Origin of the sequence: Enterococcus sp. RIT-PI-f (assembly GCF_001297065.1) — a bacterium.
Classification (GTDB): Bacteria; Bacillota; Bacilli; order Lactobacillales; family Enterococcaceae; genus Enterococcus_D.
In genome coordinates this window covers 312,427-338,515 of sequence record NZ_LHOX01000015.1, presented here as the reverse complement: position 1 = coordinate 338,515, position 26,089 = coordinate 312,427, and the positions used below count along the sequence as shown (strand labels likewise).

Below are 26,089 nucleotides of genomic sequence, written 5' to 3'. Positions count from 1 at the left end.
GAAAAAAAACTGCTTCTCCCTTGTTGATATTTCTGGGAAAGCAGTTTTTTGTATGCACTATTATCTAATCTTTGTTCCAAGAAACAACCGTTTTGATATGATCAGCATGACCATGTTGGCTCAAAACCTTTATCACATAGGCTTTATTTTCCACCCCATAGTGATTTTTGTATCGCATAGTCTTTACAGAAATTTCTCCAATCTCAAAGTACAACTGACAAATATTATCTTCCTTCCTCAATCTGACTGTTTGGCCAACGACTTGTGGTTCAATTTCCGTCACAAACTGCTCTTCGACCGTATTATTACTTTGTTGAAATTTAAACTGATCAACGACGATTAATTGATTTTCCTCTAAACGAAATGAACGACTATAAGAATCTAGACATGCTTGGGGATAAAAATCCGTTAAAGATAAATCAAAACGGCTTCTCGATACCTCTTCCACAATGGCATTTTTTCCATATTCTTGTTGTGTTACTCCATTGATAATAGGAATTGAGTGGCTTTGAGCAGAAGGCACAAAGAACTGATACCTGAACCTATCATCAAAGTATTCTTTTGTATATTCACCCGCACCAAGATCAGTTAAGAATAAAGTATTATCAATTCCTAAAACAAAATGACCTACATCTATATGATTGTGGCTTTCTTGATTATGCCCACCTTTTGCTGCAAAAAACAACGCTGATTTTTTGACAATCAGCCATTGCGCTGATTCATAGTAACGAAAAGCATCTGTCGCTATGGGATGGGTGATTGTTTTGTCATACCAGCTTAAATTACGATAGATTGGGGCAAAGCGGTAACAATGATCACTATCCAGCCTACTCACACCGCCAGACAGCTGTGGAACAGGAACATGAAAATACTGATGGCAAAAACTGAGCAAACCGCTTGATAACGTACTATCTGCAAAATCTGAAAAAGGTAAATATTTATTAGGATAGATCATTGTATAATAAGGAAATGCTGCAATTGCTTTCACCTTAGGATGACTTAAATAGCGTGAATCACCTAAGACTGATTGAAGCTTTTCAGCGTAATAAATAAAATAGCCAAATCCATAGTCCCAGTAACCTACACCTTCAACGCACGCACCATCATCGCCAAAACCGTCCAAGTAACTAGACATTGATCGATCTAATCGATCAATGATTGCCGACAATCGGGCACTATCTTTGACCACAACTAAAGCGATCATTCCTATGCATCCACCTATTACCGCTGACCAATTATTTTCTTTATCTTCCCAATCCCAAAATTTGTTCTCAAAGGGAGACAAAATCCGAGCGTCGATTTCTTCCAATACTCGTATATTCAGTAATGGATCCAAATCATCGCCAACTAGTGTTAAAAGTTCGCTCAATGCCTGTCCGGTTTCTGCTGCAAACAAATCAATCGTTGTTTTAGCTTCTTTTGTATAATAGCCTTTTTCGATTGGCAGATGAGCAGGTAAGCTCCAAGTATACTCATTGCATATTTCCCATAATAATTGCATCAGCAAGGCTTTAGTATCTTTCCTTTTATCAAGATAATAACCCAAACCTAAAACCACTAATCGTCGCCGACGTTCAAAGTACGCCTTCTCAAAGGTAATACGTTCACCTGTTTCTAAAAAAACGGAATATCCTTTAAAAGGCAAATGGGGAATCATGCCTTCAGAAACATATACTTTAGCTGCTTCTATTATTTCTTTTTCTAATGATTTGATTGTCATTTCTTCTCGTTTAGAATTCATAATAACCAAAAACCTCGACTTGCGTAAGGGCAGGAAATGGCGACGGATCATCTGATTGGATCAAGTGACACAAGGTAATACTGGTAGTTCTTCTTTTTTTGAAATCAAATGATTGCCCACCGTCTGTTTTGGTAGTTACAAAAGTTTCACTACTGCCGTCAGAAAACACCGCTGTAACATTTTCCCAATAATTATCATGTGGAAAATCTGCCCTTAATGTAAGCCGCACATGATCCACTTGAACTTCTTTACCAAATTCAATCGTCAAGGCAGCATCTAATTGTTGATTGATTCCCCAAGACCCATAGGGATAGTTCCCATGAGAGCGATTGGCGAAAACACCATCGATTGCGTTACAGGCAAAGAATGTCGCATCATCTCTTGTTTCTACATTCGCCCAGGCATGTGGATAAACACCGCTCTCATTTTTTTGATCATGCGGATTAAGGGCAATATTACGATAGGTCCGCACTTCTGCTGAGGTAGCAAGACGCGCGCGCAAGTAATGACAATTCCCTGCAAAGCGAAACTGCGGGGCCGCTTCAAGCGCATTTTGTGTACGTTTGACTTTATACCGCCACTCTTTCTCCTTTAAATAAATCATTGTCGAATCCAAGGTTTCGTCTAATTTCACGACTAAAAATACACCTGATTGATCCAATGTGATCATAATGTCATCGCCGTCTTCATATTGGAAATCTTGTAATGCAAGTTGAACAAAATCTTCCCCTGAAGCCGAGATCATTTGTTTTTCCTTATCATGAGAAAAAAATCCTTCCTTTATTTTTCCTTTTGAATCTAGTATGGACATGGTAAGCATTGTCATAGATAAAATCTCCTTCCTTATCACATCTATTATAATCAATCAGAACGAAAAGAAAACGCTTTTAAACTATTTTTTACTATTTTTTTACTTAAATATTTCTGATAAAAAGAAATTTTATTGATAAATTTTACTAAACAAATAAAATAACAGTTTTTTGAATTATAGGAACACATTCACCAAAGTTCACTGGAACATAAACTGCCTTTGAAACGCATGCAAGTCGGCATACACTACTTCAGTTTTTCAGGCAATACGTTATTTAGTCAATCTTGACCACAAAAAAATCAAGTTGTTTTCATATAGACGAATCTCTTCTACATGAAAACAACTTGATTCTCTTTGAACCATAATTCTCTTACTTCTTGTTGAATAATCGTTGAAAAAAGCCTGGTTTATCCGCAGTCTCTTGAACTGAAAGTTGTTGTAGCGGATGATCTTTCAGCTTTCGTTGAAAGGTTAAATTATCTTGTAAAAGCAATCCGTTCAATTCTACGATACCATTCAAACTGGCAATCGTTCGCCGCAACTCGCCACCTTGCTGACCATAGAAGTCCGCAGCTTCACTTTCTTCTTGTGCCGAGAGGATTCGAATAAGTTGTTGCAATGTTTGTACCTGTTCACCGAGAATAGCAGATAATCTTTGGACTGGCGGTGCTTCAACTTGGACTGGCTCTGCATAAACAGTCACTAAAGATAAACTATCCGCGTAATCTTTCAAATCAAAAAGAAAGGTTTGGCTTTCTTCCTCTTTGGTGATCGTCGTTTGGATCAATTGTTTGTGTACCGCTTCCAATTCTTTTTGTTGCCGATTTAAATCCGCTATCAATCTTTCTATTTCCATGGGCGACACCCTCCTACTGATATAGTCTATTGTTACGTTTTTCTTTGGATCCGTCAAGAAAACCTCAGAGAAATACAAAATCCTTTATTTGCGCTCACGCTTCATTCATGTCTTTGCCTCTTGGATCACTCATAAAAAAAACCAGCCCCTTAGCAGCTAAGATACCGCGGGGCTGGTTTTAGTCATTTGTTTAGCCGTTGTAAGCATCCACAATGATTTGTTTCAATTCAGAAATCAAAGGTTCTTTTGGATTTGCTGTTGTACATTGGTCTTCATAAGCCAATTCAGCCATCCGATCAACTGTCGTATCTAAGGTTTCTTGTGTCACACCTTGTGCTTTCAAGTTCATGTCGATTCCCACTGATTGACCTAATTCATACACAGCAGTTGCCAAAGCATCTACTAGTTCAGCTGTGGTTTCACCTTTAAGACCCAAGAATTTCGCAATGTCAGCGTAATCTGTATCTGCACGGAAGAAATCATATTTCGGGAACATCGCATGTTTTTGCGGATCTTTCGCATTGTAGCGAATAATATGCGGTAAAAGAATCGCATTTGTCCGTCCGTGAGGAATGCCATATTCGCCCCCGATTTTGTGGGCAACTGAGTGACAAATACCTAAGAATGCATTGGCGAAGGCCATACCAGCCATTGTTGACGCGTTATGCATTTTTTCACGAGATTCCATATCAGGTGTTTTGACAGATTTTTCTAAGTAGTCAAAGACCAACTTGATTGCTTGTAAGCTTAATCCACGTGTGTAGTCAGATGCCATCACTGATACATAAGATTCAATGGCATGTGTCAAGACGTCCATCCCAGTATCAGCTGTAACAGAAGCAGGAACGGACATCACGAATTGTGGGTCAACGATCGCTACGTCTGGTGTCAATGCATAGTCAGCCAATGGATATTTCACGTGTGTTTCACTGTCTGTAATAACGGCGAAAGGTGTCACTTCAGAACCTGTACCAGAAGTCGTTGGGATACATACAAATTGTGTTTTTTCTGGTTTATCGATCTTGTACGTCCGTTTGCGGATATCCAAGAATTTTTGTTTCGCGCCAAAGAATGATGTGTCTGGGTGCTCATAGAACATCCACATGCCTTTGGCCGCATCCATCGCTGAACCACCGCCCAAAGCGATTACTGTATCTGGTTGGAAATCAACCATCATTTTTGTTCCAGCATAAACTGTATTTGTTGAAGGATTTGGTTCTACATCTGAGAACACTTCGATTTTGACATCATTTTTGCGGCGTGCAAGGACTTCTCGCACAGTATCACAGTAGCCAAATTGAACCATACCTGGATCGCAGACGATCATGACACGCTCTACGTTTTCCATTTTTTCAAGATACATCAAAGAGTTTTTTTCAAAGAAAATTTTTGGTGGCAATTTGAACCATTGCATATTATTTCTCCGTTTCGCTACAGTTTTCACATTGATCAAATTGACAGCTGATACGTTGCGTGATACTGAGTTCTTTCCGTATGAACCGCAACCCAATGTCAATGATGGGATCATTTCATTGTAGATATTACCAATACCGCCTTCTGCTGATGGTGTATTGACTAAGATCCGGCATGCTTTCATTCGTAAACCGAATGCCAAGTGCAAGTCTTCGTTTTCACTATGAATCACGGCTGTATGGCCTAATCCGCCTAAATCAAGCATCGCTTCACATTTTTGGAACGCATCTTCTGTGTTGTTGGCTTTGATCATCGCCAAGACTGGAGATAATTTTTCACGTGATAATGGATAATCCGCACCTACGCCATCTAATTCAGCAATCAATAATTTTGTGCCTTCAGGTACTTTGATGCCTGCTAATTTGGCAATATCCATTGCTGAATGTCCAACGATTGCTGGATTTACGGCATATTTGCCTTCATTCATCACTGCATCTTCTAATTTTTGCAATTCTTTTGGTTTCACCACATAGACTTGATGTGCTTCAAATTCAGCTTTGACTGCAGCATACACTTCTTTATCAACGATCACTGCTTGTTCAGAAGCACAGATCATGCCGTTATCAAATGTTTTTGATACAATCAAGTCGTTCACAGCGCGTTTTACTTTTGCTGTTTTTTCAATATAAGCTGGCACGTTACCTGGGCCAACGCCTAAAGCTGGTTTACCAGTTGAGTAAGCTGCTTTGACCATGCCCGCACCACCAGTTGCCAAAACGATGGCGATGCCTGGATGGTTCATCAACAAGCCAGTCGCTTCGATAGATGGATGTTCGATCCATTGGACACAGTTTTCAGGTGCGCCCGCTGCAACTGCAGCATCTCGCACGATCCGCGCTGCTTCTGCTGAACATTTTTGTGCAGATGGATGGAAAGCAAATACGATTGGGTTACGGGTTTTCAACGCGATCATTGCTTTAAAAATCGTTGTTGAAGTTGGGTTTGTCGTTGGGGTTACACCACAGACCACACCAACTGGTTCAGCAATTTCAATCAAGCCTTTTTGTTTGTCTTCATTGATCACACCAACAGTTTTGTCGTGTTTGATGCTGTTCCAAATGTATTCTGATGCATACATGTTTTTGATTGCTTTATCTTCGTAAATACCACGGCCAGTTTCTTCAACAGCCATTTTTGCAAGCGGCATATGTTTGTCTAACGCAGCCATTGCCATTTCATGCACAATGTGGTCTACTTTCTCTTGATCAAAACTTTCCATTTCTTTTAATGCAACGTTTGCTTTTACAGCCAAATCGTCGATCATGCCTTGTACGTCGATGGTTACTTCTTTTTCCAATGTCTTAGCCATTGTTGTTCCTCCTAGTTCTTAAACAAGTTTTTATTTGTTAAGTACTTCACATATAGAATGATACAGCATCTTTTTTTATTTGTAAATAGTTTTTTGTGATTTTTTTCACAGTTTTTAAAATATCTTCAAATCAAGCGTTTTCATTCTTTTGTTTATCCTATAAAACATTGGCACTGTACAAAACGAATATAAAATCACATGTGTTTTATTGAGCAATTCATGGATATTATGCTCATTTTTCGTAGCTTTCCCACTATTTTCATACATACAAATAACGTCTAGATTTCTTTATCTAGACGTTAGATGATTTCTGTTCATTGATCCTCTTCCCTCAATGAAAGTCATTTATCTATTTATTTGCTTCAATTGCGCATAAAAATTTTCATGTGTGCCACATAAAAGAATGACTATTAGCTGATCATCTTTGATGGTGTAGGCAACTCTATACATCGTGCCTGCATAGGTAAATCCTTTCGACCAGATACCGACTAAGTCCCCTGATTTTTGTTTTCCATTAAGAGGATCTATTGCGATTTCATCATATATGAGCGCTATAAATTTTTTCTTTAGTTGCTTTTCCTTTATTTTTTTCAGATATTTTATGACATGTTTTGAAGGTATCACTTCATAGGTCAAGTTCTGCCTCCAGCGCCTCCTTTGTCACAGGTCGAGCATCTGTATATGCTTCTTCAGCAATGGTGTGAAATGAAGCCACTATTTTTTCTTTGCGCTCTTTGAATGCTGCTAAAATATCTTCATGCTCATATCCCTCTGCGATGATATCCGTTAAAATCTCTTCACCAAAATCGAAAAAATCTTTTGCTGGTTCTACAAATTCGTATAGAATACCATTGCCTACTAGTTTAGGCTCTACTGCCACGCCACTGGGAATATTGAAGTCTTTGGGTACGGTCAACATAATTGAGTTTCCTTGTTTTCTGGTCTTGGTGATCATCTTTATTCCTCCCCTGTCATTAGTAATGTCTCTGTCATTACATTATACCATCACGAGGAGTCATTACAAGTAATTACACAAAAGCTGATCTATTTTCTCTATAAAGAAAACGACCACGTCTATTTGAAATCACCCTTCTTCCCATTTTAAACTGGCGCTTTGATTCTCGCTTCGTAGGCATCTAACCATGCTTGTGTGATGGGTTCGATGGTCGTGGTTTGGTTGGGACCAGGTTTAGCCATAAATATTGCAGGTGCTTGTTGTTCAGTTGCCACGCTAAAGGTGAAATCCACATTGGTGGCAACGCCCCACGCCCCTTGGTTGTTCATCGCAATCAGCGAAAATGCCGCTGCTTTTCCTAGTCGTTCCCGCAACTGCTGATCAAAATGATAGACTGCTTGATCACACGCTTCTTGAGGTGTCGACCCGTTACCCATTAATCGAACGATTTCATAGGACAAGCATCCTTTCATCAAATCTTCGCCTAAGCCTGTGGCTGCCGCACCGCCGATGGTGCTGTCTGCATAAAATCCAGATCCTGACAGCGGAGAGTCCCCTACACGTCCAGCTTTTTTCATAAAGAGACCTGAGCTGGAAGTCCCCACAGCCATGCGTTGACTTTGGTCTAGTGCGACAACACAGACAGTATCATGACCATCATAGGGGTTCAATTTCTTGTCGGCAATTTCTGCTAAACGTTTTTGCCAGATCTTTTTGGCACGTGGTGTCAGCATGTTCTTGCGAGGAAACCCTTCATTCATCGCATATTCAGTCGCACCTTGTCCGACTCTAAAGCTGTTAAAGGTGTCGACACTTAATTTGCGCGCCACCGAAATCGGATTGGCCACATCTGTGATGCCTGCAACAGCACCGATTTGAAAGGTATCGCCGTCCATAAATGCCGCATCTAATTCAACGATTCCTCGCTCATTGGGTAAGCCGCCATATCCCACAGATTTATAGTATGGATAGTCTTCGACATTACAGATAGCTGTTTCTACAGCATCTTTGCAATCCCCGTTATCTGCTAAAATGGCTTTTGCTGCTAAAACCCCATCGTGCGCCATACGCCAAGTTGCTATTGTTCCCCACATATATTTTCTCCTCCTATAAGGACTTCTTGCGTCCTTTTGTTGTTTTCATTCCTGATCAATGCAGCCATTGCATGCATATAGATGTTTACGTTTGATTGAAGATCTGTTACAGCCATGTATTCATCTTCTCGGTGTGCAATGCCTTTTTGTCCTGGAAAAGACGGACCAAAGGCGAGAATGTTAGGCACTTTACGGGCATATGTCGCTCCGGTAGTGGTCACAGGGGCTAAATAAGTACCTGTGACTTGACCATACACCTCGGATAATAGGCGTGCCCCACGGCTCTCTTTGTCGCGACAAATACTAGGTATGCTTCGCACCACTTCGATCTCTGCCTGTTTGGGCAGATGCTTTCTGATCGCTGCTAGAACTTGCGCTTCCTTTCGCGCAACAGGATACCTGACACTCACATCCAAAGAAAGGCCTTCAGTTGTTTTTTGCAAAATGACTGGTGTCACTAAAGAGGCTTCTTCTGTGGCAGAGAATGTGTGAAGACCAATCCCTTCACCAGTATGTTGTGCATGAAATTTTTCTGCTATCCATGCAAATGTGGTACGTGCTGCTTCAGATAGGCCAGCTTCTTGTTGGAGTTTTTTGGCCAGTATCGTAAGGGCATTCTCACCTAATTCAGGCGCATTGCTTGGTGCGCGTCTGCCTTTCGCTGTCACAACGCGCTCCGCCACAGTGACCCTGAGCTGATCTGGAACATGTGCTCGAGACTGATCCCCTTCAATCGTTCCCAAAAGTAATCGATCTTGCGTGGATAACGGAAATGAGAGTCTTACTTGTAAAATTCCACGTTCGCCGTAGACCACAGGGTATTTGCAATCTGGGGTGAACCCAAAACTAGGCGCTGGTTCCGCGGCAAGATAAGCTGGGATATCGGACATGCCGCTTTCTTCATCTGTGCCAAACACAATCCGAATCTTGGTGCTTGGCACCACACCTAATTCCTTGAGCAGTTTCAAGCCATATAGACAGCACATGATTGGCCCTTTGTTATCCAAAATCCCGCGACCATATAAATTACCCGCTTTTTCCGTCAAATCAAACGGCGGAACTGACCATCCCTCCCCTGCTGCGACGACATCTAGATGGCCGAAGACACCAATATAATCAGTGTCTGATGTGCCCCATTCTACATAGCCGATCTTTTGATCGATCATTTTTGTCTTAAAACCATACGCTCGGCCTAAGTGTAAGACTTGTTCTAACGCCTGTTTAGGTCCCGTGCCATAAGGGGCATTTTTGGTGGCAGCACCTTTCACACTGGGGACTTGCATGATACGTTGCAAATCAGTAAGAAACGCGGGCCACTGCTGCTTAATGATATGTTCAAATTGATCCATTCTGTACTCCTTTCATGTCCTGCGACTATTGATTTGTTTGAATGTATATTTATCACCACGGTAATAGGAGGTTTCATACATGACCGGTATCCCGTTCGCAGCATACGTCATCGCACGCAACAGAAGTACAGGATCATTTTCTGTAATGGACAGTAAGCGCGCGATTGAAGCTGGACATTTGATTGCTTCAATTTCTTGTTGTGCATAGCCTATCGGCTGTTTTTTTTCGATTGCTTCGTACAGTGAGCCTGAAAAATCAAACGTTTCTTTTTCAGCTGACAACTGCAGACTAGGAAGATAAATATTTTCTAGCGTCATTGGTTCATGATCTAAAGAACGTAGGCGCACCAGATGAACCATTGGTATGTCTTCCGTTTCGGAAAATAGTTGCTTGATTTTATCTGGTACCGCCGTAGATTCTTCTACCTGCAAGACAGTGGTCTGGGCTGTTTTCTGTTCCAATTGCGCGCGCTCTGAGAAACTTTGCAATCCATTCGCGCCACTTTGGATTTTAGCCAACTGCATGACATAATTGCCTTTGCCTGGATGTTTGACTATGCGTTGCTGCTGAATCAGTCCTTCCATCGCTTTTCGGATCGTGAGGCGGCTGCATTGGAATATCTCCGCCAAAGCATAGTCTGAAGGCAGTTTCTGACCAGCTGGATAGACCCCCGCATCTATTCTGGCTAAAATCCGGTTTTGAATTTCTTGGTAGATTGGCTGTGTACTCATTTGCTTCACCTTCTTCTGTTGCATCCCATATCTTGCAACTTATTTTGAATAAGAAATCATTTCTTCTATTCTTCACAAAAATAGTATATACCATTTAGTATATACTATGCTAGAGGTTTATAAAAAAAAGGAATGCCATTGGCATTCCCTCTTCATCATTATTCTTTTGTTTCGTCTTGAACATCTGTTGTTTCTTCAACAACATCCGCAGGTTCGATCGTTGTTTCAACAGAAGATTCCACCATTCCTGGTGTAACCGTCCGAATTGCTGAACGATCAAATTCTAAGAAGATGCCTTCGCAATCGATCACAACTGTGCTTTTTTCAGTGTTGATTTCAGAAATCACGCCATGAAGTCCGCCAATTGTTACCACACTGTCGCCAGCTTTCATATTTTCAAGCAAGTTTTTGCGTTCTTGTTGTTGTTTCTTTTGTGAGCGACTCATGAAGAACCACATTGCCACTAAAGCAACCAACATAAAGATCATTGGTAAAGATTGTGCCATTTTTTTCACCTCGATTATTATTCTTTCCTATAAATACTTTATCAGAATCAACTTTATTTTCCTACCGTTTTGACGATAAAGTTTAGAAATTCCTTGCGTTTTCTTTGTTGAATCCATATTCTTCAATAAAATGTTGTCGAAACTCTAATAAATTGTCATCCATGATCGCTTGACGGACTTGTTTCATCAAGTTCAACAAGAAGTATACATTGTGGTAAGACGTCAAACGCATGCCGAAAGTTTCATCACATTTGATTAAATGACGAATGTACGCCCGTGAATAATTCTTACAGGTATAGCAATCACATTTTTCATCAATTGGACGGAAATCACGGGCATATTGCGCATTTTTCACGACCAAGCGACCTTTAGAGGTCATGCAAGTCCCATTACGCGCGATCCGTGTCGGTAACACGCAATCGAACATGTCCACGCCACGTATGACACCATCAATCAATGAATCTGCCGCCCCAACACCCATGAGGTAACGGGGTTTGTTTTCTGGAATCCATGGGGTAGTAAATTCCAACACACGGTTCATTTCAGCTTTTGGTTCGCCGACTGATAATCCGCCGATAGAATAACCTGGGAAATCCATGCTGATCAAATCTTGCGCACTTTGTTTCCGCAAGTCTTCAAATCCAGCCCCTTGGATGATCCCAAATAGCCCTTGGCGATCAGGATTGGCATGGGCTTCTAGTCCTCTTGCTGCCCAGCGTGATGTTCGTTCAACTGATTTTTTGACATAATCATAACTTTCATCAAATGGGGGGCATTCGTCAAAACTCATCATAATATCTGAGCCCAATTTATTTTGGATATCAATCGCTTTTTCAGGTGATAGGAACATTTTTGAGCCATTCAAATGATTTTTGAAATGGACGCCTTCTTCTACGATATTCCGCATATCTGCCAACGAAAAGACTTGGAAACCGCCAGAATCAGTCAAAATCGGTTGATCCCAATTCATGAATTTATGTAAGCCGCCTGCTTCTGCTACGATGTCTTCTCCTGGACGCAACCATAAATGATAGGTGTTGCTTAAAATGACGCCGGCACCCATCTCTTTTAATTCTTCTGGTGCCAATGTTTTGACGGTTGCCAAAGTGCCAACAGGCATAAACATCGGGGTTGGGAATGTGCCGTGAGGGGTGATCAATTCTCCCAAGCGTGCACCGGTGTGTTTTTCTTTTTTGATTAGACGATAACGAATGGCTGGTTCTGTCATTCATTTCCCTACTTTCTTTATATACTCAAGTTACTGTGCAACGCTATCTATGATAAGCGCTATGCTGTTAATTTGCAAGGAAGTTTAAGGAATCTATCCCTATTTTCTCCTAAGAATGCGAATCAATCTCTTCTTTTTTTTGAAGATTTAGTGAATGTTTGCTATGATGTTATTTATATTGAAGGGAGGTTTTTTTTGTGAAATCGATTGGTGAATTAAAACGTGAAGCAAAGCAAATGTTGCAAGGCCGATGGAAGGACAGTGTATTGATGTGCTTAGTCCCTACATTGATTGCCATCGCCATCACTGCTGTGCTGGTTGTTGTAGCTGTTATTCCGCTGATGGCACTAATGAATAGCAACGGCTCTATAGACGCGTCTACGGTGGAAACAGCGAGTTCTACAGGTAATGGTGGCGGTGGTCTGATCAACGGGTTGTTTGCGGCACTCTTTGGTGCAGGGATTTCTTGGACATTTTTGGATATTCTTCGTGGCAAACGCACAGAGATCAATCCATTTTCTGATGTTTTTCGCGGCTTCAACGGCGCATTTGTCCTAGGTATTATTGTCATTTTCATTTTAACAACTATTTTTACAACGTTATGGACTTTCTTGTTCATCATTCCGGGCATCATCAAGGCGTATGCATACTCACAAGCCTATTTTGTTTATTACGATACGTATGAACAAACTGGCATGCGTCCAGATTTCCTCAGCTGTATCACTGGCAGTCGTCACTTGATGAATGGCTATAAAGGAAAATTGTTCTTGCTTGATTTGAGTTTCATTGGTTGGCATATATTGGCGCTGTTTACATTGGGGATTGGCTATTTATGGTTGACACCTTATATAAGCGCCACAAAGGCGGCATTCTATGAAAATCTGCCAAAACAAGCACTCGCTTAAAAGACCGTCACAACGGTCTTTTTTCTTTGGCAAGCAAACCATTTGCAAGCGTTTCCTAACCATGGTATATTATGAGTGTAAGGAAGGTAGCAACTCTGATGGTGGTTACGTAATAAACGCAAACTCAATCTACAAAAAGTTGTTGAACGTACAAGTTTCACCTAGTATCAAACGTGTAAAGTAACAAGAAGAACCACGTAACAAAGATCGAACATTTCCATATCGACAAATGATACGTCTCATTTTGTATCAGAATACACGAAACATGTGTAAAGTTGTAAATGAAACAAATTTTCGAACCATTGCTTTGCATGTAACATCAAAAGCGACCACCACTTATACCTTCCTCAAGTATGAAGCTGGGCGACAAAAAAGCAGTTCTAAAGTTGAGAAATCATCAACTTAAGAACCGCAATTGTCGCTCAGTTTATTTGTTTATTTCAAGAACATCGCATCGCCAAAACTAAAGAAGCGGTAGCGTTCATCGATGGCATGTTGATAAGCTGCTAAAGTCAAATCACGTCCAGCAAACGCACTGACCAACATAACCAATGTAGATTTTGGTAAATGGAAATTGGTTGAAAAAGCTTGTACGACTTTGAATTCATACCCTGGGGTGATAAAGATACTCGTCCACCCACTATCGGCTTTGATTTCGCCGTCAAATTTGGTCCCGATCGTTTCTAAGGTACGAATAGAGGTTGTCCCTACTGCGACGATTTTCCCGCCTTTGCTGCGTACGTCATTCAACTGCGACGCCGATTCTTCCGTCAAACGATAAAATTCGCTATGCATCTCATGATCCGCAATATTGTCCACGCTCACAGGTCGAAACGTGCCCAACCCAACATGCAGGGTCAAATACACGAGTTTTACACCTTTGGCTGCGATCTCTGCCAACAGTTCAGGGGTAAAATGCAGACCGGCTGTGGGTGCAGCAGCTGAACCATTCTCTTTCGCATACACAGTTTGATAGCGATCAGGATCTTCCAAACGTTCTTTGATATAAGGCGGTAACGGCATCTCTCCTAATGATTCTAAAATCTCTAGGAAAATCCCCTCATAACTAAAGCGAATGATACGTCCGCCATGATCCAATTCTTCCTCAACGACTGCCTCCAGACGCCCATCTCCAAAAGTAATTTTGGTACCGACTTTGGCTCTTTTGGCTGGCTTGATCAACGTCTCCCAGCTGTCCCCTTCAATGTTGTTCAGCAGCAAAATTTCTAGGTGTGCGCCTGTTTCTTGTTTTTCGCCATATATACGGGCTGGCAAAACACGGGTATCATTCATGACCAACGCATCGCCAGGGTTCAATTCATCAATAATGTTATAAAAGTGCTTATCTTCAAAGCCACCCGTCTCACGGTCTACGACAAGCAAACGTGAACTTGAACGGTCGCTTAATGGGGTTTGGGCAATCAATTCTTCTGGTAAATCAAAATCAAAATCTTCAGTTGTTAACATATCTTTCCTCTCTTCCTTTCATCTGCTCGTCTATTTTAGCATGTTTTTGGTTGAAAAGAAAAAGAAGACTGCTGATTAAAGAGAAATGGTCCGCACTTCTTCGATATGGTAGTTTCCTCTACTCTTCAGGATGCGGACATCAAGAGACGTAAGCGCACGTTTAGGAAAACGAACGATGCGCTGGTACCCAATCGCATTTCCTGTTGCCAGCAATTCGTCTTGGCCATCCACTTTTGTATAAATCTGATAGCTTTCGATTTGTTGGCCAAATGAAATTGCCTCTTTTAGCGAAACCCCACTGAGTTCGACTGGTTCTGCCCATTCAAACAGCAACTGTGCTGGTTCTTGCGGTTGGACAGACCGATACGTCTGCGTGTTTGGATCAACGATGAGATTGGTCAACTGGCACGTAGCTGTTGGCACATGGTTTTCTTTCTTCAATGCATTGATTTTCTCGCCTAATTCATTCAGTACGATCAGATCGTTTGGCGCCATCAATCCGTTGGGCATGGGCGGCACATTTAGCAAAAAGGTACTATTGCCGCCGACCGCCTGCTGATAGATCGTAAATAATTCTTCACTGCTGCGCAGCGCCTGGTCTTCGTGGGCATGATAAAACCAACCAGGACGTATTGATGTATTGACTTCTGCTGGGTACCAAACGAGTTTTCCCTGATAGGCGGCCAAAACAGTTTGGCTGCCTAGATCTTGTTGGGCTGAATTTGCTCTGCCAAAGGTGCCGTCATCCACTTTTTGTGATTCCGCCATCGTGCGTTCCGCCGACAATAAAGCTTCTGGCACCACGCTCCATTCATCTACGCGTGTATGCCCAGCCTCATTGCCAACCCAGCGTACATCTGGACCACAGACCGCCATGACTGCTTGCGGCTGTAATTGACGCACACAATCAAAGTAACGTTGCCAATCATAGCGTTGCTGTTTGCCTGCAACCTCACCATTTGCTCCGTCAAACCAGACTTCAAATATATCACCGTAATGCGTCAATAATTCTGTCAGCTGCGCAATGTAGAATGCATCGTACGCTTCTCCGCTTCCATAAACAGGCGCATGCCTATCCCATGGCGATAGATAGATACCAAATTTCATGTTTTCTTCGGCACATGCCTGTGAGACCTCTGCAACCAAATCACCTTGCCCATTTTTCCAAGGGGTATTCTTGACTGAATAGGCGGTTGTTTGTGTCGGCCATAGACAAAATCCATCGTGATGCTTGCACGTCAAAATGAGTCCCTTCATGCCTCCTTGCTTCAGCCCTTTGACCCACTGCCTGCAGTCTACAGATGGCGGATCAAATAGCGCTAACGAATCCTGACCATTCCCCCACTCTTTGTTCGTCATTGTATTCATCCCAAAATGAATGAAGCCGTAAAATTCAGTTTCTTGCCAGGCGATTTGACGTTTGGATGGACGAGTCTGTGATAGTTCTTGTACAGATACCATAAATTGCTCCTTTCAGTTTTTTTATTCGATGATAGGTGTCTGACTGAAAGTCAGCTCCGTCACCTGGATACCTTCTGTCTCAAAAACAATTACCTCATTGTCTCCTTGCTGCCAAAAATAGGCTGGTGCATATAAATGTCTCACCGGTCCTTGCCAATAGCGTCCAATATGATGACCATTGACAAAAACAACTCCTTTGCCTAACGTACGACAATCCAAGAAGGTATTCTCAGGTTTATCTAGGTGGATCCATATTCTATAAAAACAAGGCGTACCTGACAGGGTCTCTTTGCCAAAATCGATTTTTTGCAACTGCTCAGGTGATAGCTCTAATGAATAATGCTGCCAATCTGATAGGTATTGGTTATCATCTAGAACGCCGCCACGTATTCCTTTTCGCTGGGTAGGCGCAATCAGTTTGGGGCCGTAATTGTTTCTTCCCATATTTTCAACGAGTAGATCTAACTGACTGTATGGTTTTGACAAGTGTAACGACACGCTTTCACCTATTTGCTCTTGGTATTGCGTCGCCACGCGCTCGTGGTCAAGGTACCATTGAATACGATCGCCGCCTTCTACGATTTTCAGCGTACTATGACTAGCAGTTTTCTTGAGGACAGTGCGATATAGAAGATAGCCGAATTGCTGTCCCAATTTTTCCATTGGCAAGGAATAGTCGTTTCTGACCGGTACGCACATCTCATCTATGACTGAAAACAAGCTGACCGCATCATGTACTGGCTGTGTGTCAAAGGCAACTATATTGGGTAAAATAGGTGCTTTAGTGTCCGCACTCGACACTTCTTCTTGGATGACTTTTTGGATCGCATCGTATTTTTCAGTTGGTGTACCCCATTCAGTAAGGAGAGCATCATAATCATAGGAAGTGATTTGTGGATCGTTGATGTCCCCTGCGTCTGAACAGCCATTATAAAAACCAAAATTGGTCCCGCCACGAAACATGTACAAGTTGATACTGCCTTGTTTCAAGGTTTTTCGGACTTCCGCTGCTGTTTCCGTTGCGTCTCTGCGAATGATTGGCTTGCCCCAATTACTGAACCAGCCATCCCAAAATTCCATGCACATCAAAGGTCGATCGATTCCCCGTCTGTGTTGATACGCCCTAAGTGCTGCAAATTGGCCCGACGCATCTGATCCAAAGTTGACTGTCGCAAGAATTTGGTTATCTGACGAGGTTCCCCCTTCAAGTAATTTCTCAACACCCCCATCAGACGTGAACAAAGGCACATCGAAATAAGTTGCCAGCACCCCCGCTAGCCATGACAAATATTGTTGATCTGTCCCAAAAGAACCGTATTCGTTTTCCACTTGAACCATCAATAGCTTACCGCCTTTGGTCAATTGATAGGGAACCAACTTGGGCAGCAAAACGGCATAATAGGCTTCGATGGCTTTCAAGTAGCCAGCATGCTGCGAACGAATCCGCATACTATCATCTGCCAACAACCAAGCCGGCAAGCCGCCAAAATCCCATTCCGCACAGATATAAGGCGATGGTCTTAAAATAATATATAGCCCTAGATCTTGCGCCATCGTCAAAAATGAGGTGATGTCTGCGATCCCTGTAAAACAAAAGGCGCCTTTCTTAGGTTCATGCAGGTTCCAAGGTACATAGGTTTCTACACAATTCGCACCCAATGCCACTAAATTTTGCAACGTCATCTGCCATTCTGAAGGCGCCAGACGGTAATAATGTACGGCCCCAGATATCAAACGAATCGGTTGATCATCTATATAAAATTCTTCTTTGATGTCAAATTTCATTTGCGCTTCCCTCTCTTTCCACATGTGTACATTTTAAAACAACCTTGAGAATGCATAGTGACTTCTCAAGGTTGTTTTACTTTATAGGTCAATCAAATCCATTGTGTGCGATGACATCTGCCATCCAAAAACTGATTTCTTTCGGTGTCCGTGCATAACCGTTGGTCAAATCAAGACGGTAATAGCCATAGCGGTTCTTGTACGCATTCAACCAACTCCAGCAATCCGTGAATGTCCACATATGATAACCAAAACAAGGCGAACCTTCTTCGATGGCTTGATGCAGCGCTTTAAGGTGGTCTGACACAAAGTCTATGCGATACGTATCCTGAATGATGCCGTGCGCATCCATATATCGTTCCTCTTCAGACACCCCCATCCCATTCTCGGAAATAAACCATGGAATATTGTGATAGCTTTCTTTCAAACGCATCGCAATATCATAAATACCTTGCGGATAAATTTCCCAGCCACGGTGGGGATTGATTCGTTTCTCTGGCCAATCATATCCCCGGAACAAATCTCTAGGACCTGTGATTGGTCGATGCGGACTTTGTGGGGCTTGCACACGTAACGGCTGATAGTAGTTGCAGCCAACGAAATCGACCGTATTTTCTCTGAATATCTCGTGATCACTTATGTCCGTTTCAGGAGATAAATGCGCCTCTTTCAAGATTTCCACAAGTTCAGCTGGAAAAGTCCCTTTGACCGCGCAGTCCAGAAAGCTGCGAATATACAGCAAGTCAGCCCATCTCGCAGCTTCAACATCTTCTTTATTCTGACTTTTTGGATAGACAGGAGAGAGATTCAAGATAATCGAAATTTGCCCATCATTGTAAGGATTGTTGCGGTATGCTTTGACCGCCTTTGCATGGGCCAGCAAAGTATGGTAAGCCACTTGGATCGCACGCTTAAAATCTTGCACTTTCGGCCAGTGGGCATCACCCATATAGCCGCATTCGATATGTACCAGCGGCTCATTGAATGTCGCCCATTTTTTGACAATGTCCCCAAAGCATTCAAAAGCTGTTTTGGCATAGAAGGCAAAATGGTCTGTCGATTCCCTTGCTTCCCATCCACCTTTTTCCATCAGCCACCATGGCATATCGAAGTGAAATAAATTAACGATGGGTTCCACGCCATTGTCGATCATTTCTTGAAAATAATCACGATAAAAACGAAGAGCTTTGGGATTTAATGTCTGACCATCAGGCAACAAGCGTGTCCAAGCAATCGAGGTACGAAAAGAATTCATCCCCATCGCTTTCATATTCGCTACATCTTCTTTGTATTGATGATAGGTATTCGACGTATGTTCAGGCCCCACGCCATCGAAAAATAACTCTGGCTCCATCTCAAACCATTTGTCCCAGGTAGACGGGCTTTTTCCATCTACATTTGCTGCACCTTCTGTTTGTGGCGCTGAGGCTGCTGCGCCCCATAAGAAATTTTTGGGGAATGTATACATTTGTTTCTCTCCTTTTGCGTCATGCCGTTTTGACGTTGAACTTCTCACAAAAAATAATAGTATTCTCGGCTTCGACTTGTAATGTGAATTCTGGTGTTTCCGTTAATAGACTGCCTTGTAAAAGGGAAGACAAGGGGATCCGCAATGAAAATGTTTTTGATCCTTGGGCTGGAATCATTGATTTAGTAAACCCGCACAGTGCTTTGACTCGTGGTATGACATCCGTTGTATAATCCTTGAGATATACTTGGATCGTTGTACTGCCATTCATTGCAGACGGATTTTCTGTTTCTCCCTCTATTTCAATGCAACCATCAAATAGTCTAACAGAAGTAATAACAGAGGCAACTGCGCCATAGGTCAATCCATACCCAAATGAATATTTAGGCCGACCGCTTTCATCTAAATAATCCTCTTGAAACGCTTGCTTGCGATAATTATAATACACAGGCAACTGGCCTTCCGTACTTGGGATAGACACAGCAAGATGGCCACTTGGTGTGTCATCACCAAAAATTAGTCTACTGATTGCTTCCCCTCCATATTGGCCAGGATATCCACAATAAAGAATACTCGTAAAATACGATTCGATTGGCTCAATCAAATGTGGGCGACCGGAAATCATCAGACCAATCATCGGTTTGCCTAATGTGGCTAACGCTTTAATCAATGCCAATTGGCATGTCGGGATGTTTAAATGGGCCAAGTCGATATTCTCTCCACTTGTCATATCGTGTGATCCTTGGCGTGCTGCGCCGTTATCATCAAAAACTGTCCTAAAATCACGAATACTCGATCCACCCATCGTCACGATGATCGTATCTGAGGATTTGGCGATGGCCATCGCTTCTTGCAGCCATTGCGCATTGCCTTGTGTGATACCGCATCCTTCTGCCGCTTTGATCGTGAGAGATTCGGTTTGATACCTCTCCATCCCTTGACAAATAGTCACACACTCAGCGGCTGATTTGAACGGTGTGTAATCCCCTAAAAGATGGTAGATATTTTTGATATGTGGGCCGATCAGGGCTATTTTTTGTGGTCGATCTTTTGGGATCGGCAAAACTTGCTGCTGATTTTTTAACAGGACAATGGACTCTGTAGCAAGTTGCAAGACACTGTTTTTTTTGTTTGTTTTGGCACTCGTACTTGTTGATACAGCATGCGCAAATAATCCTAACTTTTCTTTTAATGACAATACACGGCGGACTGCTTGATCTAGAACGTCCATAGTGACCAGTCCTTGATCGACCGCTTCTTCAAGCAAAGGATACACATTATCCCATAAGCTGACATCGATTCCCCTGGACAAGGCTAGCGCAGCTGCTTCTACAGGTGGCAGACGATCAGTTAAACGATCTAGCGCACAACCGTCTGCCATCACGATCCCCTTGAATTGCTGTTCCTCACGCAAAATGCTTTGCAGTAAATACTTATTCGTGTGGCAGGGTATTCCATCTAAATCATTGTAGGCGGCCATAAAACCAGCGGCTCCTGCAGCAACACCTGCCACCATTGGGGGAAAATGGATTTCTCGTAGTTCTCGATCACCTATGCTTACTGGTCCGGCGTTGTGCCCACCCATACAGGCTCCTTGAGCAGCCAAGTGCTTCAACACAGCTATAACATTTTCGGCACCAAAATCCCCTTGTAAACCGGTCACTGCCGCTTTTGCGAAGCAACTGGTAAGAAATGGATCCTCGCTAAAGCACTCTTCTGTCCTTCCCCATCTGGGGTCTCTCGTCACATCCAATGCAGAAACTAGGCCAACGTGAGCCCCCTTTTCACGTAATTCTGCTGCAACGATTTTTTGGACCTCTTCATAGAGTGTCGGATTCCAACTTGCGCCGACACTGAAGTTGACAGGTGTGGTCGTTGAATAAAGGGCTTGATGTCCATGAGGACACTCCTCTACAAGAAACGCTGGAATTTGTAAACGGGTATTGGCCTTTAAATAAGACTGGATCAGCTGAGACACTTCTTTTGCTTCTTCCAGACACAACCCAGTGGTATGATTCCTGCCAGACCAAGGATCCGCTCGAAACACACCATAAATCCAACCGATCGATCCAAATCGTTTCACTTCCTCTTTGAAGTAATCTGTCAAAACGATTTGCCCATTCACCTTCTCATACACTTGCCATCCATAGAGGCGTTGATTCAGTTGTCCAACTTTTTCTTGGAGCGTCATTTGTTTGAGCAATGCATCGATCATTTGCTTCTCCTATTCAAAAAATATTTTTATCGTTTGCACTTCATAAGGCGCGAAAGCAACATGGATTTGATTTGCTTCCACGTGTAGCTCTTCCTCGTTTTCTTCTAATAAATTGCACAAAACAGCCCGTTGAATGAGTTGCTGACTTTCTATCACAGCCTGTGTACGCCGGTTATAATATTCATATAAGCGAATGATCACGGCTTCTTCATCTTCGGCTTTTTTGATGGTATCTAAAAGAATATTCTCTTGTGGTACGTTGAAAAAGGCATCAGACGCTATCATGGTTGCTGGGAGAGAAATGGCAGGCACATTCAAATCTAGTGCTTGTTCCATGGTATGTCCTTTCTTCCAATCTCCTTCATGGACATAGAGGGCGTACGTAAATTCATGATGGCCTTGGTCGGCTTCTGGATATGGATCAGTAGCAGATTTGATCAAGGAAATGCCTATTTTTTGAAAGGCTGTATTAAATCCATATTTTGAATCGGTCAAGACACTGACCCCATAGTCATCTTCCGACAAGTCAACCCACTTCTGGCCACAACTCTCAAAACGAGCAACGTCCCAAGAAGTATTTTGATGGATTGCACGTTTTACATTGCCAAACTGAATATCGAAAGTCGCTTCTAAGGTATTCACAGCTATCGGCAGTTGCGCTTTCAAAAGAACATGGTGTTGATGCCAATCAACGGTGGTGTCAAAATCGATTCTGCCTGTACCATGATAGAAGTGAATAAATTGTGTGATCTTTGATTGTTCAAAAGGACGAACAAGTTTGATGCTATCTCGAATCGGTCCTTGTTCCACAATTACAGCCTCGCTGATTTGTGCTACTTGGTATGATTTTTGCACATAATACGGATCAATATCCCACGCATCATAGTTCATCGGCAAGTCTTCGTATGCAACCAGCTGATTCATGACCTCCCCTTTTGGCAATACGTCTCTTTGGTGTTTTTTGTCAAATAATGACACGATCTCAAACTGTGCATTAAATATGACTACAAAATCGGTTGTTTCAAAACGTTGTGGCAAAGTACGTACAGATTGCACGCTTTCTGCAGCCTGTAATCTGATTGGTGTAAAGGATAGACTATCTGCTTGCGGCACTTGGACGATCAACTGGCCATCATGTGTCCTTTGAGAAGGCATCCCTATAGCAGTTTGCGCTGAAACAGGTAATTGCACGTGCATCGTTCTCTGAATGCCCAGACCATTGAACACCGTAAAGACATCTTTTTGTGCAGGATCTTCTGGGATCAATTGCTTGATCATTGCTTGTCCTTCTGCTTTCAGCCATGCATAGTCTTGATCTGTTTGCTGATAGACTTCTTCTATCGAGCTTCCTGGAAGAATATCATGAAATTGGTTCAGCAACAGTAACTTCCACATTTTCTCCAATGTCTTTCTTGGATAGTGATCAAACCCGTGAAGTGTATAGAGTTTTTCCAAGGTCTGCATCATATTTTCCCCTTGACGATTGTTTCTTTTATTTTTACCAATGGAGGTCAAGGTACCTCTATGATACTCAAAGTACAATTCTCCATACCAAACAGGTGCTGCTGCCGCCTTGAAAGTTTGTGCCAGCCGTTGGAAATAAGCCACGGCTTTATCCCCAGTAATCGTTGGCATACTCGGCAATGGTTTTTGCAGGCGTTTCTGACATTCCAACATATTTCTGGTAGGACCACCGCCGCCATCACCATACCCATAGGCAATCATGATCTCATCATGAATTTCTTTTTGCTGGTAGCGTGCAAAGCTGCCTTTGATCGTATATGGGTCTAACAATCCATTGTAGGTGGTGTAATAAGGGGTTGGACTATACCCTTCGCTGATTGTCGTAATAAAATGGGTCAAGACTTGACTGCCATCAATGCCTTGCCAATAGAATGAATCGTAGGGAATCTGGTTGTATTGATTCCACGATAACTTCGTAGTCATAAAGTAAGGTGTATTGGTTTTCTTTAATAATTGCGGCAAAGCGGCAGAATAGCCAAATACATCGGGCAGCCACAACATTTGACTGTCGATGCCAAACTCTTGTTTAATGAATCGTTTGCCATAAAGCAATTGTCTTACAAGGGATTCACCCGAGGTTAAATTACAATCGGCTTCGACCCACATCGCACCTTCTACTTCCCAACGTCCTGATTGGATCTTTTCCTTGATTGCTTGGTACAGCTCTGGGTATTGCTCTTTGATAAATTGATACATTTGCGGCTGACTTTGCAAAAAAGTATAGTCTGGGAATTCGTCCATCAACTTCAACACTGTTTGAAAACTGCGTTCCCCTTTCTCGATGGCTTGCTGAACCGTCCATAGCCAGGCCAAGTCAATATGGGTATGGCCAATGGCCGTTACTTTTTCTGTTGTGACGTTTTCTTCCTGATAGCATTTCGCTAATTCTGTTTGCGCTAACGTCAAACTATGATAAAAACGTTCACTGTAAGGACTGCGGAAATCCAAGATGTTAGCAGCGGTACTTAGATGCTGTTGATAAAATCTTTCTTCACCGCCAAACTTACGGATTGCCCGCCATGTTTCAAACAATGTTGTAAAATCCATCCCTGTTTTTTCTACATCTGGGTCAATAGCAATCAATTGCAGATAAAGAGGAAATTGTTTCTCTTCCCTTCCAGAAAATAATTCTAGCCGGAAATCCATTCCCCGTTCATCCCAGGAATCCAACAGCACTTCGCGATGATTGACATCGATGGCTTGTACAAAAGATTCATTCAAATATACTTTCATTTGCGGATTGGTGGTGTTATCCCATTCGTTCAACGAAGTATAGATACGGATAGCCACTGTCTGTTCCTGCCAGTCCGCTGGTATATGGATGCGTCCTTTAAAAGTATAATATTGATTTTTGCTGCCGAAAAAAGTGCCCTGCGCATAGGGCTGCCATCCTTCTGATGTTTGCATGTCAACAGGAATAGCGATAGGTTGTTCTTTGATTCGAAAACTTTTTAATTTGATCAAGATTTTTTGAATACGTTCAAACTCAAAATTTGTCATTTTTCCACTTCCTGTACTAAAAAAAGCGGACTTGACAACGATTGTCCTCGCCCGCTTCTTCACTTTATTAGTTCGCTAGCCAACGATCATATGCTGTTTGATAGACCGCCACATAATCTTCAATGCCCATCGACTCAACAGTGGATACAAATTTATCCCAATTGCTTAAAGGTTCTACACCGGTGATAAATTTGGCTTCCATCTGTTCGATATACGTACTTAAGTCTGTTGCAGTTGCCGCCACTTGGTCATTTTCCTCTACTGTCAGGTACAATAACGGGAATGGCACGACAGCAATATCATTCATTTTGTCTTCTGTTTCTTGTGCTACCCAGTCACCAAAAGCATTGTCGACTTCATCATCTGGATTCACAAGGATCGCATACTCATCTGTTGTGTCTACAACGATATTTGGTGTCGTTAAGCCATAGGCAGGTGTGATTTTTCCTCGCTCGTCTTCCGTTTTGTCTAAATCAACGCCTTCAGCATAGACACGCACTTGGTCTCCGTTCGCATTTTCTGCATACTCCCAGAACACACCTTCAGGACCTTGTTCAATGTATTTCGACCCTTCTACTGAATAGAAGTAGTCCACCCATCTCATCGATGCTTCTGGTGAAGGATTGACATTTGTGACCGCAAAAGCGCCCCGTGAAAGTCTTGGACTACCAGGAATCACCGCAGATGTCGACCATTCAGACGTCAATGGTTGGAACATCGGATCATTCATGGCTTCTGTTTCTGTACGTCCAGTCGTGAAGAAACTGAAATAATCAGCAAACAAGCCCAATTGATCATTTTGCCCTTTGGCTTTCTTCTGCTCATCAGATTGACCATAGACTTCAGCATCCAACAGTCCTTCATCATATAGCTTGTTCATAAACGCAAGGTAAGCCTTATAGTTTTCGGAAATCGGTGTATAAGAGACCACATCATCATTCACTTGGATGCCTCTAGTCAAAACACCAAAAGCTGCCATAAGCCATACCCTTGTTGAATTCATGTCCACATCAGTCAACGGAATTTCATCTGCTGCGCCATTGCCATTCGGATCATCGTTCTTGAATCGTGTCAATAAGTCATACAGTTCATCAGTTGAGGTCGGTAATTCCTCTACGCCTAAGTTGTCTAGCCATGTGCCGTTATACCACATAGGTCCTTGCCACCAAATCGATGTTGAATTCCGAGAAATCATTGGTAAAGAATAGATATGGCCATCCGGTGTGGTGATCGATTTCAAGATAGAAGGATCTTCTTGTGTAAGTGCGTATAGATTAGGCATAATTTCAGGTGTAATGTAATCTTCCAAGGCGACTAAGATACCTTGTGAGCCATAATCGATTTCCATTGAAGACGTCAGTGCATTTGAGCCGGCACCGTATACGATATCTGGTAAATCGCCTGAGGCAAATGCCAAGTTCAACTTGGTACTGAAATCAGCTGACGGTGGGGTCGTATAGGTCAAATCTATCCCCGTCAATTCTTGATAGTCTTGTAACGTGGGCATGTCTTCCCATTCTGCCATGCCCACGCCAGGTGCCATGATATTTAATGTTAGTTCTTCCCCTTCTTCAATGATTGGAAACTGACTATCATGGTTGATCTTGACGCTAGAGCCATTTTCCCCACTAGCAGCATCACTATTCGCGCTGCTATCCCCGCAAGCGCTCATTAACAATGTGCCGCATACAAACATTCCCAGCAAACGTA

19 protein-coding genes are annotated in these 26,089 nt (G+C 42.4%); 1 reads left to right on the top strand and 18 read right to left on the bottom strand.

Annotation, left to right across the window (positions count from 1 at the left end):
* Nucleotides 1–64: 64 nt before the first annotated feature.
* From AEQ18_RS08490 to tgt, 11 genes are all read right to left on the bottom strand, one after another.
* Nucleotides 65–1,720, bottom strand: a complete 1,656-nt coding sequence (locus AEQ18_RS08490; protein ID WP_160316056.1) for a heparinase II/III family protein — start codon at nucleotides 1,718–1,720, stop codon at nucleotides 65–67.
* Between the two features lie 10 nt (nucleotides 1,721–1,730).
* Nucleotides 1,731–2,567: a hypothetical protein gene (locus AEQ18_RS08485; protein WP_054115898.1), complete on the bottom strand. Its 837-nt coding sequence runs from the start codon at nucleotides 2,565–2,567 to the stop codon at nucleotides 1,731–1,733.
* A gap of 355 nt (nucleotides 2,568–2,922) precedes the next feature.
* Nucleotides 2,923–3,408: a hypothetical protein gene (locus AEQ18_RS08480; RefSeq protein WP_054115897.1), complete on the bottom strand. Its 486-nt coding sequence runs from the start codon at nucleotides 3,406–3,408 to the stop codon at nucleotides 2,923–2,925.
* A 190-nt stretch (nucleotides 3,409–3,598) separates the two neighbouring features.
* Nucleotides 3,599–6,190 carry a bifunctional acetaldehyde-CoA/alcohol dehydrogenase gene (adhE, locus tag AEQ18_RS08475; protein ID WP_054115896.1) on the bottom strand — a complete coding sequence of 864 codons (2,592 nt, stop codon included), beginning with the start codon at nucleotides 6,188–6,190 and terminating at the stop codon, nucleotides 3,599–3,601.
* A gap of 345 nt (nucleotides 6,191–6,535) precedes the next feature.
* Nucleotides 6,536–6,826: a type II toxin-antitoxin system RelE/ParE family toxin gene (locus AEQ18_RS08470; RefSeq protein WP_054115895.1), complete on the bottom strand. Its 291-nt coding sequence runs from the start codon at nucleotides 6,824–6,826 to the stop codon at nucleotides 6,536–6,538.
* Entirely contained in the window at nucleotides 6,816–7,145 is a 330-nt protein-coding gene (locus tag AEQ18_RS08465; RefSeq protein WP_054115894.1) for an AbrB/MazE/SpoVT family DNA-binding domain-containing protein, read from the bottom strand. Before AEQ18_RS08465 ends, AEQ18_RS08470 begins: the two co-directional genes overlap by 11 nt.
* A gap of 146 nt (nucleotides 7,146–7,291) precedes the next feature.
* The gene (locus AEQ18_RS08460) at nucleotides 7,292–8,239 is read right to left on the bottom strand and encodes a N(4)-(beta-N-acetylglucosaminyl)-L-asparaginase (RefSeq protein ID WP_054115893.1); all 948 of its coding nucleotides are present in this window, start codon (nucleotides 8,237–8,239) and stop codon (nucleotides 7,292–7,294) included.
* On the bottom strand, nucleotides 8,224–9,588 hold the full coding sequence (locus AEQ18_RS08455) for a Sapep family Mn(2+)-dependent dipeptidase (RefSeq protein WP_082348628.1): 1,365 nt from the start codon (nucleotides 9,586–9,588) through the stop codon (nucleotides 8,224–8,226). The genes AEQ18_RS08460 and AEQ18_RS08455 overlap by 16 nt, the downstream gene beginning before the upstream one ends.
* Nucleotides 9,589–9,600: 12 nt before the next feature.
* Nucleotides 9,601–10,320: a GntR family transcriptional regulator, LSA1692 subfamily gene (locus AEQ18_RS08450; protein ID WP_054115892.1), complete on the bottom strand. Its 720-nt coding sequence runs from the start codon at nucleotides 10,318–10,320 to the stop codon at nucleotides 9,601–9,603.
* Nucleotides 10,321–10,478: 158 nt separating this feature from the next.
* Nucleotides 10,479–10,826 carry a preprotein translocase subunit YajC gene (gene yajC, locus AEQ18_RS08445; RefSeq protein WP_054115891.1) on the bottom strand — a complete coding sequence of 116 codons (348 nt, stop codon included), beginning with the start codon at nucleotides 10,824–10,826 and terminating at the stop codon, nucleotides 10,479–10,481.
* A gap of 82 nt (nucleotides 10,827–10,908) precedes the next feature.
* Nucleotides 10,909–12,054: a tRNA guanosine(34) transglycosylase Tgt gene (tgt, locus tag AEQ18_RS08440; protein ID WP_054115890.1), complete on the bottom strand. Its 1,146-nt coding sequence runs from the start codon at nucleotides 12,052–12,054 to the stop codon at nucleotides 10,909–10,911.
* A 197-nt stretch (nucleotides 12,055–12,251) separates the two neighbouring features.
* On the opposite strand from tgt, the gene AEQ18_RS08435 reads away from it, so the two are divergent.
* Nucleotides 12,252–12,959, top strand: a complete 708-nt coding sequence (locus AEQ18_RS08435; protein WP_054115889.1) for a DUF975 family protein — start codon at nucleotides 12,252–12,254, stop codon at nucleotides 12,957–12,959.
* A 435-nt stretch (nucleotides 12,960–13,394) separates the two neighbouring features.
* On the opposite strand, the gene queA is transcribed toward AEQ18_RS08435, so the two are convergent.
* The 7 genes from queA to AEQ18_RS08400 all read right to left on the bottom strand — a co-directional run bounded on the left by queA (nucleotide 13,395) and on the right by AEQ18_RS08400 (nucleotide 26,075).
* Entirely contained in the window at nucleotides 13,395–14,426 is a 1,032-nt protein-coding gene (gene queA, locus AEQ18_RS08430; protein ID WP_054115888.1) for a tRNA preQ1(34) S-adenosylmethionine ribosyltransferase-isomerase QueA, read from the bottom strand.
* A gap of 75 nt (nucleotides 14,427–14,501) precedes the next feature.
* A complete protein-coding gene (locus AEQ18_RS08425) occupies nucleotides 14,502–15,887 on the bottom strand; it encodes an alpha-L-fucosidase (protein WP_054115887.1) in 1,386 nt (461 codons plus the stop codon).
* 21 nt (nucleotides 15,888–15,908) lie between these two features.
* Entirely contained in the window at nucleotides 15,909–17,672 is a 1,764-nt protein-coding gene (locus AEQ18_RS08420; protein WP_054115886.1) for a glycoside hydrolase family 35 protein, read from the bottom strand.
* 88 nt (nucleotides 17,673–17,760) lie between these two features.
* The gene (locus AEQ18_RS08415) at nucleotides 17,761–19,140 is read right to left on the bottom strand and encodes a glycoside hydrolase family 1 protein (RefSeq protein ID WP_054115885.1); all 1,380 of its coding nucleotides are present in this window, start codon (nucleotides 19,138–19,140) and stop codon (nucleotides 17,761–17,763) included.
* 19 nt (nucleotides 19,141–19,159) lie between these two features.
* Complete coding sequence (locus tag AEQ18_RS08410) at nucleotides 19,160–21,355, bottom strand: glycoside hydrolase family 3 N-terminal domain-containing protein (RefSeq protein ID WP_054115884.1); 2,196 nt, start codon at nucleotides 21,353–21,355, stop codon at nucleotides 19,160–19,162.
* 9 nt (nucleotides 21,356–21,364) lie between these two features.
* On the bottom strand, nucleotides 21,365–24,379 hold the full coding sequence (locus tag AEQ18_RS08405; RefSeq protein ID WP_054115883.1) for an alpha-mannosidase: 3,015 nt from the start codon (nucleotides 24,377–24,379) through the stop codon (nucleotides 21,365–21,367).
* A 67-nt stretch (nucleotides 24,380–24,446) separates the two neighbouring features.
* Nucleotides 24,447–26,075, bottom strand: coding sequence for an extracellular solute-binding protein (locus tag AEQ18_RS08400; RefSeq protein WP_054115981.1), 1,629 nt, complete (start codon nucleotides 26,073–26,075; stop codon nucleotides 24,447–24,449).
* Between the last annotated feature and the right edge of the window lie 14 nt (nucleotides 26,076–26,089).